This is a genomic window from Selenomonas sp. GACV-9 (assembly GCA_900116485.1).
Taxonomy (GTDB): domain Bacteria; phylum Bacillota; class Negativicutes; order Selenomonadales; family Selenomonadaceae; genus Selenomonas_A; species Selenomonas_A ruminantium_G.
Window position 1 is genome coordinate 12,571 of record FPAX01000017.1, and the last position, 25,226, is coordinate 37,796.

Consider the following 25,226-nt stretch of genomic DNA (forward strand, 5'->3'; position numbering starts at 1 on the left):
ATTATATCAAAAAAACTCATCAACAGCCAGTACAATCTGAAAAGCACCAAAGGAAGTATAGACACGCAGACACAGCTGACAATTCCCATGTGGCTCGATATCCTGTCTCCATCGCGGCAGCTGCAGCTCTCCCTCAAGATTCTGCCTGGCCATCGTCACAGAAAACAGGCCTTGCACCACATTGAGGAACTCTGCACAAGCATCAATCGCCATATCGTCGACTTCCTGCAGGGTATCGTCACCACTGTAGCGGCGTGCCAGCTCAATAAAGACCGGTTCACTTGCCACAACGCCACCGACGAATTCGTAATCCCCATCGATGCGGACCGATACCGCATAGGCAGGTGCTGTTTCCAGCTCCACACAGGGGTCCTGCGCGATAACAGCCTCCGTACGCACAAGCTCACGCAGTTTCTCGATAAAAATCTCTACGTAAGTGATATATAGCGACAGCTGCTTGTCTTCATAGCCATCGCCTGCTGCCCGCAACACTGCCGTACGCACCGGCCGCGTATCAATGGTCTCCACTTTTGGCAGCAGCCGTACCATGGCCCCTTCATTTTCTTCGCCTTGTTTGAGCAGTACCTGGATCTCATCAGGACTATGTTTCTCCTCATTGAGCAGGCACTGTGCAATGTTGTAGTTAATTGCCATTCGCAGCGACCTTCTTTCGGACCGTCTCGATGGTCTTCTTGATCTGGTCGCTGGAGTATGGTTTCTGGATGAAGTCCATCGCTCCCATCTTGAGGGTTATCATGAGTTTCTGCGGTGTACCTGCCGAGGACAGCATGACAACCGGCAGGTCAGGATTCACTTCCTTAATGACCTGCAATGCCTCAATGCCTCCAACTTCTGGCATCACGATATCCAAGAAGATGCAGTCGATGGATTCCTGCAGATTCAGCATGACTGCTTCTTTGCCGTTCTCAGCCTCGAGGACCTCACAGTTCAAAGCCTCAAGCTCTGCCCGCAGTTTCTTGCGCAGCATCTTGGAATCATCCGTAATCAACACTTTAAGTTTTCTATCCAAAATTAACGCCCCCTAAGCTGTATATGTCCATCCCAAATCCACTAGACATTCCATTACATCGATACTCTGTATTAATTCGGCAGGCCATACATAAACTCCTTCCCGACCAATAAAAAAGAACCTGATAAAAATCAGGTTCTCTTGTTGATACGATTACCAGATGAAAAGACCAGCGATGCCTGCCGACAGCAGCGAAACCAGGATACCCGAAAGCAGCATGTAGCCGACATTGCGGGAAATCAGGTCGTTCTTGTCCTCATCGACAATGCCCTTGAAACAGCCGATGATCATACCGACCGTCGAGAAGTTGGCAAAGGACGTGATGAATACAGTCAGGACACCCTGCATGTGCATGCTGAAGCCAGACATGATATCCTTGACATTGAGCATGACGACGAACTCGTTCGTGATGAGTTTCGTGCCCATGTACTGTGCCAGCTGGAATGCCTCACCAGCATCCAAACCGAGCAGCCAGGCAAACGGGAACATGATGCAGCCAAGAATGTTCTCGAGGGTAACCGATGGATGAATCAGCACGAGGAGCTTATCGATAAGTGCAGCCAGCGCCACGAAAGCGATGACGTTTGCGCAGATGATGAGTACCAGACGGCCAGCCCCAAGGATGGAGTTGCCAAGGAAGGAGAAGAACGGCTGACGCTCAGCGCCATTATCATTCAGCGTAGCAATGACATCTTCCTGCTCCGAGACCTTGACCGGATGCAGCAGATTCGAGACAATCAACGCGTTGATGCAGTTGAGCGGCACAGCCGTCAGGATGAACTCTGCCGGCATCATCTTCGTATAGACACCAATCAGAGCAGCCGTTACGCAGCTCATGGACATCATGGCCAGCGTCAGGTTACGGTCAGCCTTCATGCGGTTGAGCTGCAGCGTGGAAACGGCCAATGCCTCCGTGTTGCCAAGGAACATCATCTCGATGGCAAAGAAGGACTCAAACTTCGGCGTGCGCGTGACAAAGGCAAGCGCCTTGCCAATCCAGCGGATAACAAACGGCAGGATGCCGATATACGTCAGGATATCGAACAATGGTACAACCAGCAGGATTGGCAGCAGTGCCGAAGTGAAGAAGTTCATCTGCTCAACATGTACCCAATCCGGGAATGCGAAGGCAATACCGTCATAAGCGACACTGACGAGCCAGACGAAACCTGCAGCCGCCCCCGATACGATATCACGGCCGATTGGGAACGTCGTCAGGAACCAGGCGATGAATACGTTCAAAAGCAACAGCGCACCAACACAGCGCCACTGAATCTCTTTACGTTTCTTGGATAAAAGAACGCCAATGGCCAGAAAGACCACGACGCCAAGAAGATTGATAATGAAATACATCTTTTTCTTTCTCCCCTTTTAGCATTATGAGAAATAAGGACACGAGTCCTATTTTCGCACACGCGTCTGGTATTGTCAAATTGTATCTACGAATCAGAGATCTTTTTCTGAGAACGCAAACGGCAGGACTTCCTCCAGTGTAGCTACCTTTACATCCCCCTTGAGATTTGCCATGATGATGCGGTTGATATGGAACTCACCCATAACCTGGCGGCAAGCGCCACAGGGCGAGCATGGCCCCTCGGTGTCAGCGATGAGGGCAATGGCCTCGATTTCACGCTCTCCCTCTGAAACCGCCTTGAAGATAGCCGTGCGTTCCGCACAGTTAGTCACTGGATAGCTGGAATTCTCGATATTGCAGCCACCGTAGACATTGCCCTTTTTCGTCAATACTGCCGCACCGACCTTGAACTTGGAATACGGGCTGTAGGAGAATTCACGATACTTTCTCGCGACCTCAATCAGTTCTTTATCTTCCACGCAAAAACACTCCCTCAATACAAAATTTATTGACAATTTCTTCGATAGAAAAATGCCTCCCGAGGAGGCATTCCCCTATCCACTAGTAAATCAATATTTCTCGACTTTGTCTTTCTCGACACGTGCATAGACCAGCGGCTCTTTCTCCGGCTGCGTATCGCCAATGACAACAGCCTCACGATATAGGCGCTCTGCCCCCTTGAGGGACTCTTCCTTAGACGTGTAGAGCGTAACAAGACTGTCACCCTTCTTGACCGCATCGCCATATTTCTTGTGCAGCACAAGGCCAGCCGAGAAGTCAATATCGCTGTCCTTGGTCTCACGGCCAGCACCGAGGATGACCGACGTCTCACCAATCTGCTCCGCATTCATCTTGGTGATGAAACCATCGCGCTCGGCCAGGATTTCCTGCTTATACGGAGCCTGCGCAAACTTCTCGTAGTCGCGCAGTACAGAGTCATCGCCGCCCTGCTCGCGAACCATCGTGCAGAAAGTCTCAAAGGCACTGCCATCAGCAATAGCCTTCTCAGCCATTGCCCGGCACTCTTCAATCGTTCCCTTGCCAACGAGATAGAGCATGTTCTCAGCCAGCTGCAGCGAAACCTCGGTGAGGTCTGCCGGACCATGTCCCTTGAGGACATCCATCGACTCCATGACCTCAAGGCTGTTGCCAATGCCAAAGCCCAGCGGCGTATCCATATCGGTAATCAGTGCTACCGTGCGGCGGCCAGCGCCCTCACCGATGGCAACCATCGTCTGTGCCAGCTTGATCGAATCATCCAGCGTCTTCATGAAGGCACCGCTGCCCGTCTTGACATCCAGCAGGATGCAGTCGCTGCCAGCCGCGAGTTTCTTGCTCATGATAGATGAGGCAATGAGCGGAATGCTGTCAACAGTTGCCGTGACATCGCGCAACGCATAGAGTTTCTTGTCAGCCGGTGCCAGATTGCCCGACTGGCCGATGAGACTCATGCCGCATTTGTTGACCGTATCGAAGAATTCCTTGCGGTTCAGCACCGTGCGATAGCCTGGGATTGCCTCGAGCTTGTCCACCGTGCCGCCCGTATGGCCGAGGCCACGGCCGGACATCTTGGCGACCTTGCCGCCGCAGGCAGCTACGATAGGTGCTACGATCAGCGTCGTCTTATCGCCGACACCGCCCGTCGAATGCTTGTCAACCTTCTTGCCTGCAATGGCCGAAAGGTCGATCATATCGCCAGACTGCGCCATGACCTTCGTGAGTTCCGTGATTTCATGGTCGTTCATGCCGTTGAACCAGATAGCCATCGTCATCGCCGACATCTGATAGTCAGGAATCTCGCCATTGACATAGCCAGTGATCATGAACTGGATTTCCTCATCCGTCAGGACCTCGCCATGTTTTTTCTTCGTGATAAGATCATACATTCTCATAGCTGCATATCTCCTTTATGTTACAGGGGAGCAGCTGCTCCCCCTTATTATCAGTCTTGTACCAGACGCGGCAGCAGGCTTTCGCCCTTGGTCTTGAGCTCGCAATCAAACATATCCGCAATCGTTGCGCCAATCATCGCAAAGGTCGGATAGGTACCGAGGTTCAGTCCCGCCTTGATCTGTTTGCCATAGACGAGCAATGGCACGTACTCACGCGTATGGTCAGTGCCCGGTGCCCCTGGATCGCAGCCATGGTCAGCCGTGATCATCAGCACGTCATCATCACGCATCTTGGCCATGAACTCACCGAGCTGACGGTCAAAGACCGTAGCAGCCTCAGCATAGCCATCGATATCGCGGCGATGGCCATACTGCATGTCGAAGTCGACGAGGTTTACGAAGCAAAGCCCCGTGAAATCCTCATCCATGAGTTTCAGTGTCTTTTCCATGCCATCGACATTGTCCTTGTTGATGCCCAAGCTGCGGCTGATGCTGCGGCCGGCAAAGATATCCGAGATCTTGCCGACACCAATGGTAGCCAGTCCCTTGCGCTGCAGGGCATCCATCATCGTATCCCCCGTCGGGTCAAGGGAGAAATCATGACGGCGCGAGGTGCGCGTATAATCCGGGAATTTGCCAACATACGGACGGGCAATGACACGGCCGACACCATGCTCCCCCTGCAGGATCTCACGGGCCGTCTTGCAGTAGCCGTAAAGCTCCTCCACCGGAACATCGGCCTCGTTGGCAGCAATCTGGAACACGCTGTCCGCCGACGTGTAGACGATGAGTCCCCCCGTCTTCTCCTGCTCCTGACCGTAGTCATGGATGACCTGCGTGCCGGAATACGGCTTGTTGCAGAGGATCTTCTTGCCGAAGGCCTGCTCGAGCTTTGCTATGAGATCCGCCGGGAATCCATCAGGATACGTCGGCATCGGCCGCTCCGATATGATGCCAGCGATTTCCCAATGGCCAGTCGTCGTATCCTTGCCGCGCGAGAGCTCACGCAGACGGGCAAAAGCGCCAATCGGCTCTGCCTCAGGCGTGCCGCAATCAACACCATCGATGTTGAACAAGCCGAGTTTCTTCATATTCGGCGTATCGTATTTCGGCGATGCGGCGATGGATTTGAGCGTATTGCAGACATCATCGCCGAACTCCGGAGCATCCGGCTCACGGCCGATGCCATAGCTATCGAGCACGATAATGAACGCGCGTTTGAACTTACTCATTTTTGACCTTCCCTTCCTGGCCTCTGCCATCATTTATCGATTTCGTCTTTGAGGACCTTTACGGCTGCGCTGGCACCAAGCCGCGTGCAGCCAGCCTTGAGGAATGCTTCCATCTCTTCGCGGGTGTGGATGCCGCCAGCAGCCTTCATCTCAACACCTGCGCCAATGTGTTTCTTGAAGAGCTCGATGTCCTCCAGCTTGGCACCAGCCGAACCAAAACCCGTCGACGTCTTGATGATGTCGGCCCCGGCCTTCGTCACACACTCGCAGGCAGCAATCTTTTCTTCCTCGGTCAGGAAACAAGTCTCAACGATTACCTTAAGCACACGCTCACCGCAGAGACGCTTGAGGGCACGGATCTCGTCGGTGACATAGTCCATCTCACCAGCCTTGAGCATGCCGATGTTGATGACCATATCGATTTCCACAGCACCATCGGCCAGGGCCTGCGCCGTCTCCGCAATCTTAGCAGCCGTATTGCAGTTGCCGTTCGGGAAACCGACGACCGTGGCAATCTTTAAGGTCTCTCCATACTTTTCCTGGATGCGCGGGATAAAGCAGGACGGCACCATGACCGTAGCTGTATGATATGCCACTGCCTCATCGCAGATCTTCTCGATATCGGCCCAGGTTGCCGTCTGTTTCAGATACGTATGATCGACACAGGCTAAGATTTCCGTTGCTTTCATGAATTATTCCTCCCAATTACATAGGTCACTATGTTTACGATGATTGACGGGGTCCATCATCATGTTTCCCTTTGTTGCTATTATTGTATCGCTTTCCCTCGCATAATAAAAGGACACATGTCTTGAAGTACCACGCATTCTGTCGTGTTTTTCAAGTAATGTGTCCTATTTTCATATTTTTACCACGAATCAGCAGCCAAGCTCCAGCCCCTGCTCCTTGCGGGCCTGGTATTCCCGGTCGAGGATACCCAGTATCACGAGATTCTCATAGATGCCATTGGTCAAGATGGTCTCGCGAATCAGCCCTTCGCGCAGCATGCCCTCGGATTCATAGAGATGCAAGGCCCGCGCATTGTAGTCCTTGCAGTCGAGCCAGGCACGATGAAAGCCCAGCGTGTCAAAGGCCCAGGCCTTCAGCAATCTCATCGCCTCATGACCATAGCCCTGCCCCTTCTTGCCGATGATGACATGCGTCCACTCGATTTCCTTAGCAGGTGTCGTCAGTCCGTTGATCATCAGGTAGCCAACAGCCTCACCTGTGGCTTTCTCCTCGACGATGACATCCATCGCCGCCTTGCTGTCCGTAATGATCCGCGTATGGAATTCACGGTCAAAGGGCACGATGAACTTGAGGTTTTCCGGCTCGTATTCCAGTTTCATGATATAATCTAAGTCACTAAGGTCTGCCCGGCGCAGCTGCAAACGCTCTCCAGACTGCAAGATTTCTGCCATACTATCACTCCATTTCCTGCATCAATGAAATTCAGCTTTTCTTTTCACATAGGTATAGTATAATTAGAGATATTTTCAAGTTCAAGTAACACTATCACCAAGATAACAATTAAGGAGGTAATTTTTTTGCCGAATTCAGAATGGATGACCGCAATCAACTGGGCGCATCTCTTGGAGATGCTGATTATCCCCGGCTGCATCCTGGCTGCCTCACTTACAGCAGGCATCACTATCAACCGCATCATCAAGCAGCGCGTGGCTCATCATCTCGACACTGATGAGGCCACCTGGCAGTATATCTTCATCAACGCCCTGCAGGGTGTGCCGATCTCACTCTGCCTTGTTGTCGGGCTCTATTGGATCGTCAACACCATCAATATCATCGAACCCCTAGTACGCATCTTCTCGTACATCCTCTTTACCGTCATCATCCTTTCGATTACCCGTGTCATCGCCCGGGCGATAAGCGGCATCATCGATATGCAGATCGAGCGCTCCCAGCAGAAGCTGCCGAAGACAACGCTCTTGAATGCCATCGTCAACTGCATCATCTACGCAATGGGCGGTCTCGTTATCCTTCAATATTATGGCATCTCGATTGCCCCGATCCTCACTGCCCTCGGTGTTGGTGGTATGGCCGTCGCCCTCTCGTTGCAGGAAACACTGGCCAACATCTTCTCCGGCCTGCACCTCATCCTTTCCAAGCAGCTGCGCATCGGCGACTACATACAGTTGAGCACCGGTGAAGAAGGCCGCGTCACCGATATCACCTGGCGCTTTACGACCATCGTCCCCGCCGGCAACTCCAACATGGTCGTCATCCCGAACCAAAAGATTGCCTCCTCCATCATCACCAATTTCAGCATGCCGTACCGCGATATCGTCATCAAGATTCCTATCGGCGTTGCCTATAACAGCGATCTGGAAAAAGTCGAACGCGTGACCATTGAAGTCGCAGAACAGATCTTGCAGGAAGTCGACAAAGCAGTAACCGTCAAACCTGTCGTCCGTTTCCACACCTTCGGTGACTCGAGCATCAATTTCAATGTACTCATGCATTCGAGCCGTTTCGACCATCAATTCATCCTCAAACATGAATTCATCAAGGCGTTGACCAAACGCTATCGCGAGGAAGGAATCGAGATTCCGTACCCGATCCGCACGGTTATCCACTCGTAATCCACAAGCGGGAAAATAATCTGTGGATAACAATATATAGTGTATCTATTGACTATCACCCCATACATATTGTATAATTTGTTCAGATTCAAGAAAAGCCTTGCATCGACAGGATTGGCGCGAATACGCACTTTCACACATAAAAGAACGGGGGATTATCATGGTAGTAAATGGTATTGATGTAACGATTGAAGGACTTTCCGATGTTTCCGAGCAGGAAATCGTCAATTATATCGACTATGTCGAAAACGAGACCAAGGAAAAAGTCGATACGCTGCGTATCTCGGCTGCTGAAGATGATACGGTAAATATCGACTATGTCCTGCAGCCGCAGAAATTCGAGCGCATCCGCCGCATTACCGGTTATCTCGTCGGCACGATCGATCGTTGGAACGACGCCAAGCAGGCAGAGGAACATGACCGCGTCAAACACGGCATGCATTGACGATGAAACTGCAGATTGCCGGTATTATCGATGACTCGATGGTCGACGGCGAGGGCATGCGGCTGACTGTATTCACCCAGGGCTGCCCGCATCACTGCCCCGGCTGTCACAACCCCGCCACCCACGATTTCCGTGGCGGACGCGAAACGACCACCGAGGCTATCCTGGCCGAAGTGGCGGCCAACCCACTGCTCTCAGGCATCACCTTCAGCGGCGGCGAGCCCTTCATGCAGCCCGCACCGCTTGCGCGACTGGCCCGCGATATCCATGCCCGCGGGCTTACCGTCTGGAGCTACACGGGCTTTACCCTTGAGGAGCTGCTGCAGCGGCGCAATCCCGCAATTGACGCCCTGCTGGCCGAAATCGATGTGCTCATCGATGGTCGCTATCGCGAGGACTTGCGTGACCTTACGCTGGCTTTCCGCGGCTCTTCTAACCAACGCATCATCGATATGGATCACTGGCGCAAGACCGGTAAGATCAAACTTTTATATACGGACACTTAAAAGCGGTGCAACGAAACGCTTTGGCATTTCGTTGCACCGCTTTTGTGTACCTGATTATTGCTTATTTTACGACCAACACCGGACACTTGGACTGCTCAACAATGTACTGGCTGACACTTCCGAGCAGTACCCCCTTGACAACGCCAAGGCCACGGCTGCCCATGACAATCATATCCATATCATTGGTTGTAGCAAAGTCGAGAATGACGACTGCAGGCGAGCCGGTTTCCGAGAACGCCTCCTTCTCGATGCCCGACGGAACCATCTCCATCGCCCGATCGAGGATGACGTTGCCAGCCTTCGTGACTGCCTCAAGGATTGCATCCGACAGGCAGGCATTGATGGCCAACTGGTTGATATTGGCTACATACAGGAAGTTCAGCTTGGCCTCGCAGGCCTCTGCCAGTGCAATTGCCTGGGCTACGGCGCGGTCCGAACCTTCAGATCCATCTACTGGTACAAGGATATTTCTCGACATAATATTACCCCCTTGATAAAATGCTTGCGCTTATCTGGCTACTACCACAGAGACAGTCGCCCGTTCTACGATTTCCTGACTGACACTGCCCAGCAAGAACCCTTTCACCATGCCGAGGCCACGGCAGCCGATTACGATAAGCTCCGTCTGATTCGCATCGGCAAATCTCAGGATCTCTTCGGCCGGAATGCCTGTCCGGCGGTGATAGTTAGCAGCCACCGACGCAGGAACGTGTTTCCTCGCCCGCTCCAGCGCCTCCTGCCCTGCACGCCCTACCGGACCAGCAATCGATGCCGGCAGCCAGGATTCGTTTTCATCATCAGTATCGGCATCGAAATACGAAACATGCAGGACATCTAGGACAGCTCCTGTCACCAAGGCCAGATCAGCCGCCAATGACACGGCCCGATCTGCACCGTCAGACGAATCAACAGGAACCAAGATACGGGTAAGATTCTTCATATTTTCTTCCTCCCCCGTAATGCTTATACTGTATATTTCGGCAATTGCCGCAAAATTCCTCTAAATTTTCCTAAACTATCCCAAAAAAACCGCATGATTTATTCGTTGACAATAAATATGGAAAGATGATAAACTTTATAGAACATTTAACGGATATTTTTACACATTAATCACCATTTAGTGTAAATACACTCTTATTTTTTAGTATATTTGTTTATAAATATTTCAAGGAGGCATCATCCATGTCAAAATCAGCCGCTGCAGCCCCAAGCAACCAGGAAATCGTCGCTTCCACCACCATTGCCGGTGTCTATCAGGCAGCCCGCCAGCTCGAGGGCGTAGTCAAGAAAACACCGCTGATTCCCAGTGACTTCTTCTCTGAGCAGTCCGGTAACCAGGTATTCCTGAAACCAGAAAACCTGCAGCACACCGGCGCCTTCAAACTGCGCGGTGCCTATAACAAGATCAGTCAGCTCAGCGAGGCAGAACGCGCCAAAGGCGTAATCACGGCCTCAGCCGGCAATCATGCCCAAGGCGTCGCCTTTGCAGCTCAGAAACTTGGTGTGGTAGCTGTCATCTGTATGCCGGCTACCACACCAATCCTCAAGGTGGAAGGGACCAAGGCCCTCGGTGCCGAGGTCGTCCTGCATGGTGATGGTTTCGACGACGCCTACGCTTACAGCCTGGAGCTGCAGAAACAGCACGGCTATGTCTATATCCATCCGTTCAACGATCTGCAGGTACTGCTCGGCCAGGGAACAACTGCCCTCGAGATCATCGACGCCTGCAAGGATATCGATGCTATCCTCGTGCCGATTGGCGGCGGCGGCTTTGCCTCGGGCGTAGCCCTGGCCACGAAACTCGTCAACCCCGATATCAAAGTCATCGGTGTCGAGCCTGAAAATGCCGCCTGCATGAAAAAAGCCCTGGCCAAGGACAAGATTGTCACACTCTCCAGTGCTGACACCGTTGCTGACGGCTGTGCCGTCAAGACAGCTGGTACGCTGACCTTTGAGTTCTGCAAGAAATACCTCGACGATATCATCACGGTTTCGGAAATGGAAATCATGGGGGCACTGCTGTCACTGATCGAGAAACACAAGCTGATTGCCGAAGGTGCCGGTGTCCTGTCCCTCGCCGCTCTCTCGAAACTGCCGTTCAAAGGCAAGAAAGTCGCGGCCATCGTCAGCGGCGGCAACATCGACATCTCGATGATTTCGGCTCTGATTGAAAAGGCATTGATTGCCCGCAGCCGCGTCTTCTGCTTTGCCGTATTGCTGCCAGACAAACCAGGGCAGCTCCTCAATGTCTCGCGCATCCTCACCGAGGAGAACGCCAATGTCATCGAGCTCAACCATAATCAGGCCAAGGTTACCGACAGTTTCAAGAAAGTCGTGCTCGAGGTAACCGTCGAAACCCATAATGAAGAGCACGTACAGCGCATCATCCATGCACTCGATAAGAACGGCTATGAGGTCGAACGTCTCTATTGATAGCTGAATCTGCCGTTATTTGAACCCGGTTTCATCCGGGTTCTTTCTTATTTTTTGCTTGCAATGATATTCATAGTTTTCTAAAAATAGAACCTTTTTTATTTCGCATTGACTTTTTTTAGTACCTGCTTATATAATGAAGTATCTTATTTATTTTCATCATTTTTTCACAATGCGCTATTACAAAGAAAGGAATGAACTCATTTGGTTCTAATCGCACTGTCCCCAATCCTTTGGCTGGTCGTTGCGCTGAGCATCCTTCATATGCCCGGTCACAAGGCCTGCTCCTTGGCACTTGTCATTTCCGTAGTGGCTGGTATGTTCCTCTATGATATGACTGCCCTGCATGCATTCCAGGCTTTCCTTGAGGGTGTGGCATTGGCTTGCTGGCCAATCCTGTTGGTCATCATTGCCGCTATCTTTACCTACAACCTGTCCCTGCATACCAAGGGCATGGATGTCATCAAGAAGATGCTCACCTCGGTCAGCAGTGACCGTCGCGTACTTATCCTGCTGATTGGTTGGGGCTTTGGCGGTTTCCTTGAGGGTATGGCTGGTTTCGGTACGGCTATCGCTATCCCGGCTGGCATGCTCGCCGGCATCGGCATCAATCCGATCATGGCTGCCTCGGTCTGCCTGATTGCCAACTCGGTACCGACTGCCTATGGTTCCATCGGTATCCCGCTTGTCACGCTCGGCAGTGTCACGGGCAACGATCCGACGACGCTCGCTACCTACACCTGCCTGCAGCTCGCACCGCTGACAGTACTCTGCCCGACGCTTATGACCATCGTCGCTGGTGGCGGCAAGCTCAAGGCCATGAAGGGCATGACAATCATGTGCATCGCTGCTGCTCTCGGTTTCCTTATTCCTGAGCTCATTGTCGCTCATTTCATGGGGCCAGAGCTTGCTGTTGTTGCCGGTGCTATCGGCGCTATGGCTGCCATCGTTGGCTGCGCCAAAGCCTTCCCGGTAGACGACCCAGAGTATGCAATGCCAGCTCAGGCTGACGAAGAGCCTGTCACGGGCGCTGAGGGCGTAAAGGCCTGGCTGCCGTTCATCCTCATCTTCGTCTTCCTGCTCGCTACGTCGAAACTCATCCCGGCAATCCATGATCCGCTGAACCTCATCAAATCCTCGGTTCTCATCTACTCGGGAGAGGGCGGCGCACCGTACACGTTCACCTGGATTGCTACGCCGGGTGTGCTGATCCTGCTGGCTGCCTTCATTGGCGGCAGCGTCCAGGGTGCAGGCTTTGGCGAGATGCTCAGCGTCCTCAAACGCACCATCATCAACCTGCGTTTCACGATCCTTACGATCATCACGGTTATCGCCACCGCTAAGGTCATGGGCTATGCCGGCATGACCCATGAGATTGCGGAGACGGCTGTTGCCGCAACGGGTACGGCTTATCCGTGCATCGCAGCTTTCATCGGCTCGATTGGTACCTTCATCACAGGTTCGGCTACGTCGAGCTGCGTCCTGTTCGGCAAGCTGCAGACAGACTCAGCTATCGCTATCGGCGCAAGCCCAGCTGCACAGGCCTGGATTGCCGCTGCCAATGCGACGGGCGCCTGCGCCGGCAAGATGGTTTCGCCGCAGAGCATAGCGATTGCTGTTGCCTCCATCGGCGTTGCCGGTGTCGACGGCCAGCTGCTGAAATTCGCAGTCAAATATTATCTGCCCTTTGTCATTGTCATGGGCCTTATCGTTTACTTCGGCCAGGCACTCGTCGGCTGATCCATATCACAAGAACCTTCCTCGCATGCGGGGAAGGTTTTTTCGTATGCAGCATACGTATTGTGTTATACTAAATACATATCTTGCCAAAGGAGCAGCTACAATGATTCAGCTAAATCAACTAACCACCGAGCGGCGCAATCCGCAGACGACTCATATCGATGAACTCGATACCCTGGCCATGGTCACGCTCATCAACCAGGAAGACCAGAAAGTACCGCTTGCCGTGGCAGAGGTCCTGCCGCAGATTGCCGCGGCCATCGATGTCATCACCGGCAGGCTCAGCCACGGCGGACGGCTCATCTATATCGGTGCCGGCACCTCCGGCCGTCTCGGCATCCTCGATGCTGTCGAATGCCCGCCGACCTACAGTACCGACCCCGACCTTGTCCAAGGACTTATCGCTGGCGGCCTGCCAGCCATCTTCAAGGCCCAGGAAGGTGCCGAAGATGATCCGCAACTAGCGCAGCATGACCTTGAAGAGATCCGCTTTGCCAAAAGCGATGTGCTGGTTGGCATTGCCGCCTCAGGGCGCACCCCCTATGTCATCGGCGGCCTGCAATACGCCAAGGAACTCGGGGCCGCCACGATTGCCGTATCCTGCAGCACCGTATCGAAAATCGCCGAGATTGCCGACATCGCCATCACACCAGTCACCGGCCCCGAAGCCATCACTGGCAGCACGCGCATGAAGGCCGGCACCGCCCAGAAACTCGTGCTCAATATGCTGTCGACCGGCACGATGATCAAACTCGGCAAGGTCTATGGCAATCTGATGGTCGACGTCAAGACCTCCAACCTCAAGCTCGAGGAACGAGCCCGCCGCATCGTCATGGAGGCTGCTGGATGCAGCCGTGAAGAGGCGATTCTCGCCCTTGCTCAGGCCAATGGCAGTGCAAAACTTGCCATCCTGCTGCAGCTCACGGGCTGCACCCCCGCCGAAGGTCAGGTACTTCTTGACAAGGCTCAGGGAAAACTTGGCCTTGCCCTGCAGAAAAAGGAGATGGCACAATGAATCACGAACTTATAGCCCAGGAGATTTATGAGATTGTTGGCCCTGCTGGAAATATCCGTTCCGTTACCCATTGCATGACCCGCCTGCGGCTCTACCTCGTGCAGCGCCCGGACAATATGGAAAGCAATCTCCAAAAGATTGCTGGTGTTCTCGGCGTCAATGACACCGGCGACGAACTGCAGATCATCCTCGGCCCTGGCACAGCGGCCAGCGTTACCGATTGCTTTACCAGCATTATCGATAAGGCTGCCGGAGACACAGCGGTGCAGCCTGCGGCCCCAGAAAAGCCGCAGATTGGCGATGGCAAGGCACTCCATGCCCAGATCCGCGCCAAGAATGCTACGCCGGTCAAGCTGTTCTTCAAGCGCATTGCCAGCATTTTCATGCCGCTTATCCCGGCCTTCATCGCCTGCGGCCTGACCACAGGACTTCTTAGCATCGCCGCCAAGATCGATCCGTCAATCACCACTGCCGCCTGGTTCCAGCTCGGCGCTGTTGCTGGCAATGTCGTATTCTGGAGCATGAATCTCTTCATCGGCTATAACACGGCCAAGGAGTTTGGCGGCTCGCCAATCCTCGGCGGTATCCTCGGCGGCCTTATCAGCCACCCGGGCCTTGCCGCCATCACCCTCGGCGATACCCAGCTCGTCCCCGGCCGCGGCGGCGTCATCTCAGTACTGCTGGTCGCAGCCCTCGGGGCACTGATTGAAAAGAGACTGCAGCGTCTGATCCCTGATATGTTCAGCCTCTTCCTGGTACCATTGCTGACCTTCCTGATTGCCGGGCCGATTGCCATCTGTGTCCTGCAGCCCCTCGGCGGCCTCATCGCCACCACCATCGGTACGGCTGCGACAGCTGCCGTGCAGCACGGTGGGGCCTTGACAGGCTTTGTGCTCGGTGGTCTTTGGCTGCCCCTTGTCATGCTCGGCATCCATCAGGCCTTCACCCCCATCCATGTGGAGCTCCTGTCCCAATACGGCATGACCATCCTGCTGCCAATCCTCGCTATGGCTGGTGCCGGCCAGGTTGGCGCCAGCTTTGCCGTCTTCTGCAAGACCAAGAACGCCCATTTGAAGAAAACCGTGGCCTCAGCCCTGCCAGTTGGCATCATGGGCATCGGCGAGCCGCTGATCTATGGTGTCACGCTACCACTGGGCAAGCCATTCCTCGCGGCCTGCATCGGCGGCGCCTTTGGCGGTGCTGTCCAAGCCGCCTTTGCCGTCGGCGCCTCCGCCCTGGGCATCTCGGGGCTGCCGCTGGCCGCCACCACCAACCACGTCCTCATCTACCTGCTCGGCGTGCTCACAGCCTATGTAGCCGGCTTCATCGCCGCCTGGCTGCTGGGCTTTGACGATCCTGCCGATGAGGCTTGATTACCTTTCTGGCACGACTATAAAACGATAAAGAAGGAACGAATATGGAGAACGGTATTTCCATCTATCCCGGCCTCGACAACACGCTGGAGGAAAACCTCGCGCTGATCGACAAGGCCGCTGCCTGCGGTTTCCGCCGCATCTTCACATCCCTGCATATCCCCGAGACCAATGTCGCGGCACTGAAACGCGAGCTCTCAGAGCTGCTGCGAGCCGCCCGCCACCATGATATGGAGGTCATCTCCGACATATCGCCGGCAACCATGAAACTACTCGGCATCGATGAATTCAGCCCGCAGGCCTTCCGCATGCTCGGCATCACCACCTTGCGCCTTGATTACGGCTTCGGCCTTGAGGAAATCGTCCGGCTGTCACGCAACAAGCAGGGCATCCGCATCCAGCTCAATGCCTCGACGATTACGGGCAAGCTTTTGAGTGCCCTCGTCGAACTGGATGCCAATTTCCACCAGATTGACGCCCTGCACAATTTCTATCCACGCTGCGGTACAGGCATCAGCGAGGAATTCCTCGTGCGCAAGACGATGATGCTGCACAAGCTCGGCATCCGTACCGGCGCCTTTGTACCCAGCCAGCACCGCCGCCGCGGCCCCTTACACGATGGCCTGCCCACGATGGAGGAGCACCGCGACGAGCCCGCTGAGCTGGCCGCCCGTCATCTGATTGCGCTTGGCATCGACTCGGTATTCATTGCCGACAGCCTGCCAGCTGATGCGGAGCTGGAGACGATTGGCAGCCTGGCTGGCAACCAGGTCACGCTGCGTGCCAAGCTCCTGACACAAAATCCCGTCCAGCGAGAGCTGCTCACCCATACCTTCACGGCCCGTCCCGATGAGGCCCGCGATGCCATCCGGGCCGAGGAAAGCCGCGCACTGCTCAAGAAGATGGGCGAAAGCATCGAGCCCGAAAACACCCTCGTGCGCCCCATCGGTGCCATCACCATCGACAACAAGAGCTACCAGCGCTACATGGGGGAACTGCAAGTCATCCGCCATCCCCAGAACGCCGATGCACGCATCAACGTGCCAGCCATGGTGGAGGAAAGCGAAGTCAACCTGCTGCAGTACATCACCCCGGGCCGAAAATTTTCGTTCCGCTTCAATCCGTAAACTGCTATAATAAATATGATTAGGTTCAACACATTAGGGAGGATTCCATGGAAGAAATAACAGCGAATGATGACCTCTGCGAGATTCACCACACCCATCCGGACAAATTAGAGAACTGCGCCGTCCACAAGCTTGATGACGCAACGAGTCAGGAACTTGCAGATATATTCAAGATCCTGGGTGACAAGACCCGCATCAAGCTGCTCTCCCTGCTGGCCTCCGAAACGGAACTCTGCGTCTGCGATATTGCTGAATCCCTGCAGATGGGACAGTCGGCGATTTCCCACCAGCTGCGCGTACTGCGGGCTGCCCGTCTCGTGAAGTTCCGCAAAGTGGGCAAAGAGGCCTTCTACTCCCTTGATGACGATCATGTCGTCAAACTCATGCGACAGGGACTCGACCATGTACGCGAGACCTGACTGACATCAACCGCTTTGCTGCGGGCAGAAAGGACGATTCTGATGAAGAAAAACCGGTTGCTTCGCGCTGGCATCATGACCGGCGTATCGCTGATGTTCCTTACCGGCGTTGCCTTGGCATCGCCGACGCTCCAGACCGGTTCCCACGGTCATGACGTACTGCTGCTGCAAAAAAAACTCAAGACTATCGGCTACACCATCCGCACGGTCGATGGTGTCTACGGCGATGAAACCGAGCGCGCTGTGGCCGAGTTCCAGCGCGACCAGAAGATCCGCGTAACCGGTATCGTCAACAACGCCACCTGGCGGGCTCTCAAGAAGGCCAAGCAACGCGAATGGGGAGTGGATGTGCCCAAACCAGCGGCACAAACACTCCCCACGAATAAGATCCCACTTGCTCCCAATAACAATCCCATCCTTGCCCCTGGCAAGGTAAAAGATATCATCAAAACTGCCAAGTCCTATATCGGCGTCCCGTACAAATTCGGCGGCACGACTCCCAAGGCCTTCGACTGCTCCGGCTACCTGCAGTATGTCTTTGCCCAGAACGGCATCGCCATACCACGCACGGCTGATGAACAGTACAAGCTTGGCCGCCGCACGACCAGCAGCCGCCAGCTTGTGCCTGGTGACCTCGTCTTCTTCACGACCTACGAACCAGGTGCCTCACACTGCGGCATCTACCTTGGCAACGGAGACTTCATCCACGCCAGTTCCAGCAAAGGTGTCCGCATCGACAGCCTGTCCAGCGATTATTGGCAGCCGCGCTACTACGGCGGCAAGCACATCGTGAAATAAGACGGTCAAAACATCTCCTCGAGGATATTCCGGCGCGGCACGAGCTTGACTGGTGCCTGGCTGATCAGTTCTGTACCATCTGCGGCCTTCGGTATCGGCTTTGACTCATCAATAACGGGACGAAGTTTCGGTCTTAGATGGTAGCAGCTTTCCAAATGGCCATTCTCATAAACGGAAATGCGGATGCTGCCATCGGGCAGGATGCGTTTCACAGTCTCGGAAAACTCCCGCTGTACCTTCAGCTGCTTGATTTCCTCCCGCCGTTCCTCCATTGCCTCGAGCGTCGTCTCCAAGCTGCCCTTGCGCTCAGCGACCAGCTGCGAAAACAGCTGCTTGAATTCGTCCGTCCCTGACACTTTCTTGTGGCTGCTTTGCCTTTGTCCAGCCAATAACCCTAAGCCATCAATCTTTGCCTCCATAAGCGATCCTCCTGTATGGATTTGCTGTCTCTACAGATATTATCGATGAAAACAGGAAAAACTTAAAAATCCCTGCAGACTTTTCTCGTCTGCAGGGATTTTTCGTATTGTCATTCATTTCCTGCTGTCAGCCACAGCCTGGAAGGCAGCCTCAGCAGCTGCAATCGTACGGTCGATATCCTCGTCGCTATGAGCGCCGCTCATGAAGAGGGTCTCAAACTGCGACGGTGCCAGGTAAATGCCCTGTTCCAGCATGGCCTTGAACCAGACCTTGAACGCCTCCTGATCCGAGGCGCAGGAATCTTCATAATCAAAGACATCATGGTCATTGAAGAAGATGCCGAACATCGAACCAGCCTGATGCGCCTGAATCGTGACGCCAGCAGCCTTGGCCTTTTCCTGCCAGCCCAGCAGGAGTTTCTTCGTCTTTAGCGTGAGCTCGCGGCTGTAGTCAGCCTTGCCTGCCTCCGGTTCCGCCGTGATGATCTTGAGCGTCTCCAGACCAGCTGTCATGGCCAGCGGATTGCCCGAGAGCGTGCCTGCCTGGTAGACCGGGCCAGCCGGCGATACCTTCTGCATGATGTCACGGCGTCCGCCATAGGCGGCAACCGGCAGGCCGCCGCCGATGATCTTGCCAAGGCAGGTGAGATCCGGCGTGATGCCATAGGCTGCCTGGGCGCCGCCCAGGGATGCGCGGAATCCGCACATGACCTCATCAAAGATCAACAGGGCCCCATATTTTTCCGTAAGGTTGCGCAGCGTGCGCAGATAACCCTGTTTCGGCGGTACGCAGCCCATATTGCCAGCCACCGGCTCGACAATGACAGCTGCAACCTGATCACCAATCTCCTCCATGACCTTCGTGATAGCCTCGGCATCATTGTACGGCACCGAAATCGTATCCTGGGCTGTTCCCTTCGTAACGCCCGGCGAGCTTGGCACGCCAAACGTCGCCATGCCCGAGCCGGCATTGACGAGCAGGCTGTCGCTATGGCCATGGTAGCAGCCGATGAATTTGATGATCTTTTCCCGGCCCGTATAGCCGCGGGCAAGACGCAAAGCGCTCATGGTCGCCTCGGTGCCAGAGTTGACCATGCGGATGACCTCAATCGACGGATAGACCTGCATGACAAGCTTGGCCAGCTCGGACTCGATGCAGGTCGGCGCGCCATAGCTCGTACCGCGCGTCGCAGCCTCCTGCAAGGCCTTTACGACCTGGGGATGCGCATGGCCGACTACCATCGGGCCCCAGGAACCCACATAATCGATATACTCGTTGCCATCGATATCGTAGATCTTATCGCCCTCAGCCCGGGCAATGAAGGGCGGGTTGCAGTCAACACTGGCATAGGAACGGACCGGACTGTTGACGCCACCTGGCATCAGATTCTTGGCCTCAGCAAAAGCGGCAGCAGATTTTTCAAGATTCAGCATAGCTTACTCCTCTTCTTTGAGCCATTTCGCAGCATCAATGGCATGATAGGTAATGATGATATCGGCGCCAGCGCGTTTCATGCTCAACAGCGTCTCGAGCACGATGCGCTTCTCATCGATCCAGCCGTTGGCAGCAGCTGCCTTGACCATCGCATACTCGCCGCTGACATTGTAGACAGCAACGGGATGATGGATATGGTCGCGGACCTGACGCACGACGTCAAGATAAGCAAGCGCCGGTTTTACCATGATGATGTCAGCACCCTCAGCCACATCGAGGTCGACTTCCTTCAGCGCCTCATGGGCGTTAGCCGGGTCCATCTGATACTGGCGGCGGTCACCAAAGCTCGGCGCACTGTCAGCCGCATCGCGGAAGGGGCCATAATAGCCCGATGCGTATTTGACCGCATAGCTCATGATGGATACATTGGTATAGCCAGCCTCATCAAGAGCCTCGCGGATAGCCGCCACACGGCCATCCATCATATCCGACGGCGCGACGATATCAGCACCAGCCTTGGCCTGGGATACAGCCACCTTCTGCAGCAGTTTGAGGGTCTTGTCATTGTCGACGTAATGATCCTCCAGATGGCCGCAATGACCATGGGAAGTATACTGGCACAGGCAGACATCGCCGACAACCATGATTTCCGGCACAGCCTCTTTGATAGCCTTGATGGCACGTTGCACCGGGCTCGTCATGTCCCAGGCGCTGGAGCCATCTTCGTCCTTGTATTCAGGCAGGCCGAAGACCTCGACAGCCGGGATGCCCAGCTGCCAGCATTCTTGGGCCGTCTTTACGGCGTTATCCACCGACAGATGGTAGCAGTTCGGCATGCTCGGGATCTCTTCTTTGATATTCTCTCCCGGAACGACGAACAGCGGATAAACGAAATCCTTGGCCGAAAGGGTCGTTTCACGAACCATGGCACGCATGGCCGGGGAAATGCGCATGCGGCGCGGACGGAGTTTCTGAGTATACATTGAATCCATCTCCTATGAATCAGATATTTGCTTTGATTGCCTCGACAAGACCGTCAATCGTGTACTCACTGGCAACGATATCAGGCTCAATACCATTAGACTTGGCCGTATCAGCCGTGACCGGGCCGATGGCAGCCGTCTTCACACCAGCCAGTGACTCTGCCGAGCCCACGATCTGGATAAGGTTTGTCACCGTCGAAGAGCTCGTGAAGGTCACAAGATCGATATCTCCATTTGCCAGCTGCGCCTTGAGGGCCTCGCCATCGACGGCAGCAGCTACAGTCTGATAGACTGGCGCCACATCGACCACAGCACCCTGCTCACGAAGTTTTTCAGGCAGGATTTCCCTTGCCTCCTGAGCACGCGGAATCAGGATCTTCGCGTGCGGCGGCACCTTGCCCTTGAGTGCCTCTAATACGCCCTCAGCCCGGAATTCCTGCGGCACGACGTCTGCGATGATGCCATAGGCCTTGAGTTTTTCCGCCGTGGCGCTGCCGATAGCCCCCACCTTGGCATAGCCGAGCGCTCGGGTATCCTTGCCGGCTTTCAGCAGGCGGGCAAAAAAATGCTCCACGCCGTTGGTACTGGTAAAGATAAGCCACTGATAGTCATTCAGCTTATCAATGGCCGCATCGATGGCAGCATAGTTATCAGCCGGCTCCTCGATGCGGATAGCTGGCGTCTCGATGACCTTGGCCCCGAGCTGCTCAAGGCGGGCCGTGAGTTTCGACGCCTGGCTGCGCGCCCGCGTGACAAGCACCGTCTTGCCAAACAGCGGATGGGTCTTGGGCTCATCAAACCACTGGAGTTTCTCCCGCAGGTTGACCACATCGCCGACAATGAAGATCGCTGGCGGCTTGAGGCCAGCCTTAGCCACGTCTTCAGCTGCCGTGCCCACCGTTGTCATCAGCACGCGCTGCTCGGGTTTCGTGCCCCAACGGATCACAGCAGCCGGCGTATCCGACGGACGGCCGTTTTCGATGAGTTTTGCCGTGATATGGGGCAGGTTAGCCACGCCCATGAGGAATACGAGGGTATCGACGCCAGTTGCCAGATGCTCCCAGCGCATGTTGCTCTTGCCCTTGGTGGGATCCTCATGCCCCGTTACGACAGCAAACGAGGTTGCCACAGCGCGGTGCGTGACGGGAATTCCCGCATAGGCCGGTACCGAGATTGCCGACGTGATGCCCGGCACGATCTCAAAGGGCAGGCCGTTTTCCTGCAGCAGCAGTCCTTCCTCGCCGCCACGTCCGAAGACAAAGGGATCGCCGCCCTTGAGCCGAACGACGCATTTGCCCGCCTTCGCCTTGTCCACCAGCAGCTGATTGATATCCTCCTGCTTCATCGTGTGGTTGCTCGATGCCTTGCCGACGTAAATGTACTCCGCATCATCAGGAGCCCACTGGAGAATGCGGTCATCCGCCAGACGGTCATAGACGACAACCTCCGCCTGTTTCAGGCAATCCACAGCCTTGAGACTGATCAGACGATAATCTCCGGGGCCAGCCCCCACCAAATAAACCATTCCTGCCATGTATCTATCTCTCCCTTGTTCCTGTTTTATTTGCGATTGAGCAGCAGCCCAAGTTCATGCATGATCTCGATGCCGCCCTTATCAAGCAGTATATCGGCCAACTTGCGGCCAAGTTCCCCGGCCTCAGCGGCGGGGCCCGTGATCTTGTCACGATAGAGCCTGCTGCCGTCGAGGGAGGCAATCACAGCCTCCACCTGCAGCTGGCCCGCGCCTGCCGGAGTTGCATAAACGCCGACTGGCACCTGGCAGCCGCCCTCGACGCGGCTAAGGAATGCCCGCTCAGCCGTCGCGCACTGCACGGTCTCGCTGTCATTGAGGAAATCGATAAGCGCGCGCATCTTTTCGTCGTCAGCGCGAGTCTCGATAGCCAGAGCTCCCTGCCCTACAGCCGGCAGTACGGTGCTCTTCGGCAGCACATCCGTGATGCGCTCGCCAAAGCCCAAGCGTTTGAGACCTGCCACCGCCAGGATGATGGCATCAAAGTTCTCTTCTTCAAGTTTCTGCAGGCGCGTGTTGACGTTGCCGCGCAGGTCACAGATATCGAGATCAGGGCGCACATGCAGGAGCTGGGCCTTGCGGCGCAGGCTCGAAGTACCGACCTTCGCCCCCAGAGGCAAATCCGCAAATTTCTGATATTTAGGACTGACCACGGCGTCGCCGGGATCGAACCGCTTGGTAATGGCCGAAATCACGAGGCCTGCAGGAACCTCAGTCGGCATATCCTTGAGGCTGTGCACGGCCAGGTCAATGCCGCCAGCCAGCATATCTGTCTCCAGTTCTTTCGTGAACAGGCCCTTGCCGCCAATCTTGGCCAATGGTGCGTCAAGTATCTTATCGCCCTTGGTGGTCATGAGTTTAAGCTCTACCGTAAGCTTCGGATACTTCTCCTCCAAACGGCCTTTAACGTATTCCGCCTGCCAAAGCGCGAGCTTACTGCTCCGCGTACCGATAATGATGGTGTCTTTCTTCACGGGTAGCTGTCTCTCCTATCGTATCGAGTTTGAATAACGAGCGCATCGCATCGATGTAGAACTCCTCCTGGGGCGTTCCCGCCGAGGCATTGAGCTTCATCATCGGCATGCGCAGGATTTTCCGGACAATCATGCGCGTCATATGCTCAATCTGACGCTGCTCCTCCGGTGTGAGATCCGGCAGCTTGGAGCTTGCACGCTTGATTTCCCTCTGCCTGATGCGCTCACAGCGCTCCGAGAGCAGTGCCATCAGCGGACGGAACGAAAGGTACTGGAACTTATCTTCAATCGAGAGGACCTCTTCCTCGACAATCTCCTTAGCCTGCTCTGCCTCTTCGCGGCGTTCCTGGATATGCTCATCGACAACTTCTTCAAGGGCATCGATGTTGTAGAGCGTGACGCCCTTGATGTCGCCGACATCTGGATCGACATCCCGCGGCACGGCGATATCGATCAAGAACAGTTGGCGTCCCTTGCGCTTGGTCATGAGCTGACGCGTCTCCCAAGGTTTGATGACATAATGGGGCGCCCCCGTCGACGTCACGATGACATCGACAGCGACAGCCTGCTTCATGGCCTCCTCAAAGGGAATAGCCTCGCCGTCAAAACGCTCAGCGAGCTGCTCAGCCCGCTCAAGATGGCGATTCGTCACATAGATCTTCTTGACGCCATGGGCGACGAGATGCTGGGCCGTAAGCTCCGCCATCTTGCCGGCGCCAAAGATCAGCGCATTGGAACCCTCGAGTCCGCCAAGCTCCTGCCGAGCCAGCTCGACAGCGGCATAGCTTATCGATACCGAATTATACTGAATGCGCGTCTCCGTGCGCACGCGCTTGCCCGTCGCAATCGCACGATGGAACAGGGTATTGAGTATCGTGCTCGTCGTCCCGGCCTCAAGGCCCATCGCATAGGCCTCCTTGACCTGGGAAAGGATCTGCCCCTCGCCAAGTACCAGCGAATCAAGACTCGATGCTACCTTGAACAGATGACGGATGCAGTCTTCATGAGCAAAATGATACAGGTATTCGTCGATGTTCTCTTCATTGCCCGTAAGGTCGAACAGAAACTGCTTCAGCGTCGGCAGGTCCTGACGCACATCGTCAACTACCGCATACATCTCACTGCGGTTGCAGGTCGACAAGACCACCGCCTCGAGCAGCCCCTCATACTCATTGAGGTTAGCCAGGCCATTGCGCACCGCCTGCTTAGGAATGGAAAACCGCTCGCGCACATCTACGGGCGCAGTCTTATGGTTCAATCCCAGCATCAGTAATTCCATGTCTTATCTCATCCTCCGCCTGGCTAAGCTCGCCAGCTCTCACTAAATCTATCACATGTTGGTCCAATACCTGGCGCCAGAGCCGTTGATGGGCGTCACTGCCGCCAGGCATGTCCTTTATCTCATCGCGCAGTTCCGCCAGCCAGTCCAGGAACCTTGCAAAATTCTCTGGATATTCCTGCTCCAGCCGCTCGCGCAGGAGCCTCGAGAAAGCAGGGCTGCCGCCACCAGTCGACACTGTCAATAGCAGCTGCCCGCGCTGCACCCGCGACGGCACCTGGAAGTCCGTGATTTCCGGCTGCGCCGCTGCATTGACCAGCGCCCCGATCTTCCTTGCCTCCTGAGCTGCCTGCTGGTTGACCGCCGGTACATCTGCCGTACAGAAGACTAGCAGCGGCTTATGCTCTGCCAGCATCCCCGCACGGTACTCCTGTAACTGCCATCGCAGCAGCTTAGACTCTGCCAGCTGCTGCAAGCCGGCAGTTACTGCCGGAGCAATGACAGTGACACGGGCCCCGGCTGCTAAGAGCCCCTGGGCTTTGCGCTCTGCCACCCGTCCTCCGCCGATGATGACACAGCTCTTGGCGGAAAGGTCCAAATTCAACGGATAAAGCATCAGCCATCCCTGCTTTCCTGAACGA

At 55.0% G+C, this 25,226-nt stretch carries 27 protein-coding genes; 10 read left to right on the forward strand and 17 right to left on the reverse strand.

The features are described 5' to 3' along the window. Positions 1-6: 6 nt before the first annotated feature. From BM322_RS11240 to BM322_RS11275, 8 genes are all read right to left on the reverse strand, one after another. Positions 7-654, reverse strand: a complete 648-nt coding sequence (locus tag BM322_RS11240; protein ID WP_075430511.1) for a hypothetical protein — start codon at positions 652-654, stop codon at positions 7-9. Then, positions 644-1,030: a response regulator gene (locus BM322_RS11245; protein WP_075430513.1), complete on the reverse strand. Its 387-nt coding sequence runs from the start codon at positions 1,028-1,030 to the stop codon at positions 644-646. Before BM322_RS11245 ends, BM322_RS11240 begins: the two co-directional genes overlap by 11 nt. Positions 1,031-1,183: 153 nt before the next feature. Then, positions 1,184-2,383 carry a NupC/NupG family nucleoside CNT transporter gene (locus BM322_RS11250; protein WP_075430515.1) on the reverse strand — a complete coding sequence of 400 codons (1,200 nt, stop codon included), beginning with the start codon at positions 2,381-2,383 and terminating at the stop codon, positions 1,184-1,186. Positions 2,384-2,476: 93 nt separating this feature from the next. Beyond that, positions 2,477-2,863 (reverse strand): cytidine deaminase, encoded by a 387-nt coding sequence (locus BM322_RS11255; protein WP_075430517.1) that lies wholly within the window; start codon positions 2,861-2,863, stop codon positions 2,477-2,479. 90 nt (positions 2,864-2,953) lie between these two features. Then, positions 2,954-4,276, reverse strand: a complete 1,323-nt coding sequence (locus BM322_RS11260) for a pyrimidine-nucleoside phosphorylase (protein ID WP_075430518.1) — start codon at positions 4,274-4,276, stop codon at positions 2,954-2,956. Between the two features lie 50 nt (positions 4,277-4,326). After that, on the reverse strand, positions 4,327-5,508 hold the full coding sequence (locus tag BM322_RS11265) for a phosphopentomutase (RefSeq protein ID WP_075430520.1): 1,182 nt from the start codon (positions 5,506-5,508) through the stop codon (positions 4,327-4,329). A gap of 29 nt (positions 5,509-5,537) precedes the next feature. Then, positions 5,538-6,197, reverse strand: coding sequence for a deoxyribose-phosphate aldolase (deoC, locus tag BM322_RS11270; RefSeq protein WP_075430522.1), 660 nt, complete (start codon positions 6,195-6,197; stop codon positions 5,538-5,540). Between the two features lie 189 nt (positions 6,198-6,386). Beyond that, complete coding sequence (locus BM322_RS11275; RefSeq protein ID WP_075430524.1) at positions 6,387-6,929, reverse strand: GNAT family N-acetyltransferase; 543 nt, start codon at positions 6,927-6,929, stop codon at positions 6,387-6,389. 144 nt (positions 6,930-7,073) lie between these two features. Between BM322_RS11275 and BM322_RS11280 the strand changes: the two genes are divergently transcribed. The 3 genes from BM322_RS11280 (at position 7,074) to nrdG (ending at position 9,059) form a co-directional block, all read left to right on the forward strand. Beyond that, the gene (locus tag BM322_RS11280; protein ID WP_075430576.1) at positions 7,074-8,108 is read left to right on the forward strand and encodes a mechanosensitive ion channel family protein; all 1,035 of its coding nucleotides are present in this window, start codon (positions 7,074-7,076) and stop codon (positions 8,106-8,108) included. 160 nt (positions 8,109-8,268) lie between these two features. After that, on the forward strand, positions 8,269-8,553 hold the full coding sequence (nrdD, locus tag BM322_RS11285) for an anaerobic ribonucleoside-triphosphate reductase (protein WP_075430526.1): 285 nt from the start codon (positions 8,269-8,271) through the stop codon (positions 8,551-8,553). Between the two features lie 2 nt (positions 8,554-8,555). Beyond that, entirely contained in the window at positions 8,556-9,059 is a 504-nt protein-coding gene (nrdG, locus tag BM322_RS11290) for an anaerobic ribonucleoside-triphosphate reductase activating protein (protein ID WP_075430578.1), read from the forward strand. Between the two features lie 61 nt (positions 9,060-9,120). Here nrdG and BM322_RS11295 read toward each other — a convergent pair whose 3' ends face one another. Together BM322_RS11295 and BM322_RS11300 are read right to left on the reverse strand one after the other, a co-directional pair. After that, entirely contained in the window at positions 9,121-9,537 is a 417-nt protein-coding gene (locus BM322_RS11295; RefSeq protein ID WP_075430528.1) for a universal stress protein, read from the reverse strand. Positions 9,538-9,567: 30 nt separating this feature from the next. Beyond that, positions 9,568-9,999 carry a universal stress protein gene (locus BM322_RS11300; RefSeq protein WP_075430530.1) on the reverse strand — a complete coding sequence of 144 codons (432 nt, stop codon included), beginning with the start codon at positions 9,997-9,999 and terminating at the stop codon, positions 9,568-9,570. 242 nt (positions 10,000-10,241) lie between these two features. On the opposite strand from BM322_RS11300, the gene ilvA reads away from it, so the two are divergent. The 7 genes from ilvA (at position 10,242) to BM322_RS11335 (ending at position 17,964) form a co-directional block, all read left to right on the forward strand. Beyond that, positions 10,242-11,492, forward strand: coding sequence for a threonine ammonia-lyase (ilvA, locus tag BM322_RS11305; protein WP_075430532.1), 1,251 nt, complete (start codon positions 10,242-10,244; stop codon positions 11,490-11,492). Between the two features lie 204 nt (positions 11,493-11,696). Beyond that, on the forward strand, positions 11,697-13,232 hold the full coding sequence (locus tag BM322_RS11310) for an L-lactate permease (RefSeq protein WP_075430534.1): 1,536 nt from the start codon (positions 11,697-11,699) through the stop codon (positions 13,230-13,232). A gap of 103 nt (positions 13,233-13,335) precedes the next feature. Continuing rightward, positions 13,336-14,247, forward strand: a complete 912-nt coding sequence (murQ, locus tag BM322_RS11315) for an N-acetylmuramic acid 6-phosphate etherase (protein WP_075430536.1) — start codon at positions 13,336-13,338, stop codon at positions 14,245-14,247. Continuing rightward, a complete protein-coding gene (locus BM322_RS11320; RefSeq protein ID WP_075430538.1) occupies positions 14,244-15,620 on the forward strand; it encodes a PTS transporter subunit EIIC in 1,377 nt (458 codons plus the stop codon). Before murQ ends, BM322_RS11320 begins: the two co-directional genes overlap by 4 nt. Before the next feature lie 44 nt (positions 15,621-15,664). After that, positions 15,665-16,747, forward strand: a complete 1,083-nt coding sequence (locus tag BM322_RS11325) for a DUF871 domain-containing protein (protein ID WP_075430540.1) — start codon at positions 15,665-15,667, stop codon at positions 16,745-16,747. A 47-nt stretch (positions 16,748-16,794) separates the two neighbouring features. Then, positions 16,795-17,166, forward strand: coding sequence for a metalloregulator ArsR/SmtB family transcription factor (locus BM322_RS11330; RefSeq protein WP_082334474.1), 372 nt, complete (start codon positions 16,795-16,797; stop codon positions 17,164-17,166). 42 nt (positions 17,167-17,208) lie between these two features. Continuing rightward, a complete protein-coding gene (locus BM322_RS11335) occupies positions 17,209-17,964 on the forward strand; it encodes a C40 family peptidase (protein ID WP_143102237.1) in 756 nt (251 codons plus the stop codon). A 5-nt stretch (positions 17,965-17,969) separates the two neighbouring features. Here BM322_RS11335 and BM322_RS11340 read toward each other — a convergent pair whose 3' ends face one another. The 7 genes from BM322_RS11340 to BM322_RS11370 form a co-directional block, all read right to left on the reverse strand. Then, positions 17,970-18,383, reverse strand: coding sequence for a hypothetical protein (locus tag BM322_RS11340; protein WP_075430542.1), 414 nt, complete (start codon positions 18,381-18,383; stop codon positions 17,970-17,972). Positions 18,384-18,497: 114 nt separating this feature from the next. Continuing rightward, positions 18,498-19,817, reverse strand: a complete 1,320-nt coding sequence (gene hemL, locus BM322_RS11345) for a glutamate-1-semialdehyde 2,1-aminomutase (RefSeq protein WP_075430544.1) — start codon at positions 19,815-19,817, stop codon at positions 18,498-18,500. Positions 19,818-19,820: 3 nt separating this feature from the next. Continuing rightward, positions 19,821-20,801: a porphobilinogen synthase gene (gene hemB, locus BM322_RS11350; RefSeq protein WP_075430546.1), complete on the reverse strand. Its 981-nt coding sequence runs from the start codon at positions 20,799-20,801 to the stop codon at positions 19,821-19,823. 19 nt (positions 20,802-20,820) lie between these two features. Further along, complete coding sequence (gene cobA / locus BM322_RS11355; RefSeq protein WP_075430548.1) at positions 20,821-22,335, reverse strand: uroporphyrinogen-III C-methyltransferase; 1,515 nt, start codon at positions 22,333-22,335, stop codon at positions 20,821-20,823. Between the two features lie 26 nt (positions 22,336-22,361). Next, positions 22,362-23,306, reverse strand: coding sequence for a hydroxymethylbilane synthase (gene hemC, locus BM322_RS11360; RefSeq protein WP_075430550.1), 945 nt, complete (start codon positions 23,304-23,306; stop codon positions 22,362-22,364). Further along, positions 23,266-24,585 carry a glutamyl-tRNA reductase gene (gene hemA, locus BM322_RS11365; RefSeq protein ID WP_075430552.1) on the reverse strand — a complete coding sequence of 440 codons (1,320 nt, stop codon included), beginning with the start codon at positions 24,583-24,585 and terminating at the stop codon, positions 23,266-23,268. The genes hemC and hemA overlap by 41 nt, the downstream gene beginning before the upstream one ends. After that, positions 24,554-25,201, reverse strand: a complete 648-nt coding sequence (locus BM322_RS11370) for a bifunctional precorrin-2 dehydrogenase/sirohydrochlorin ferrochelatase (protein WP_075430554.1) — start codon at positions 25,199-25,201, stop codon at positions 24,554-24,556. The genes hemA and BM322_RS11370 overlap by 32 nt, the downstream gene beginning before the upstream one ends. Positions 25,202-25,226: the final 25 nt, after the last annotated feature.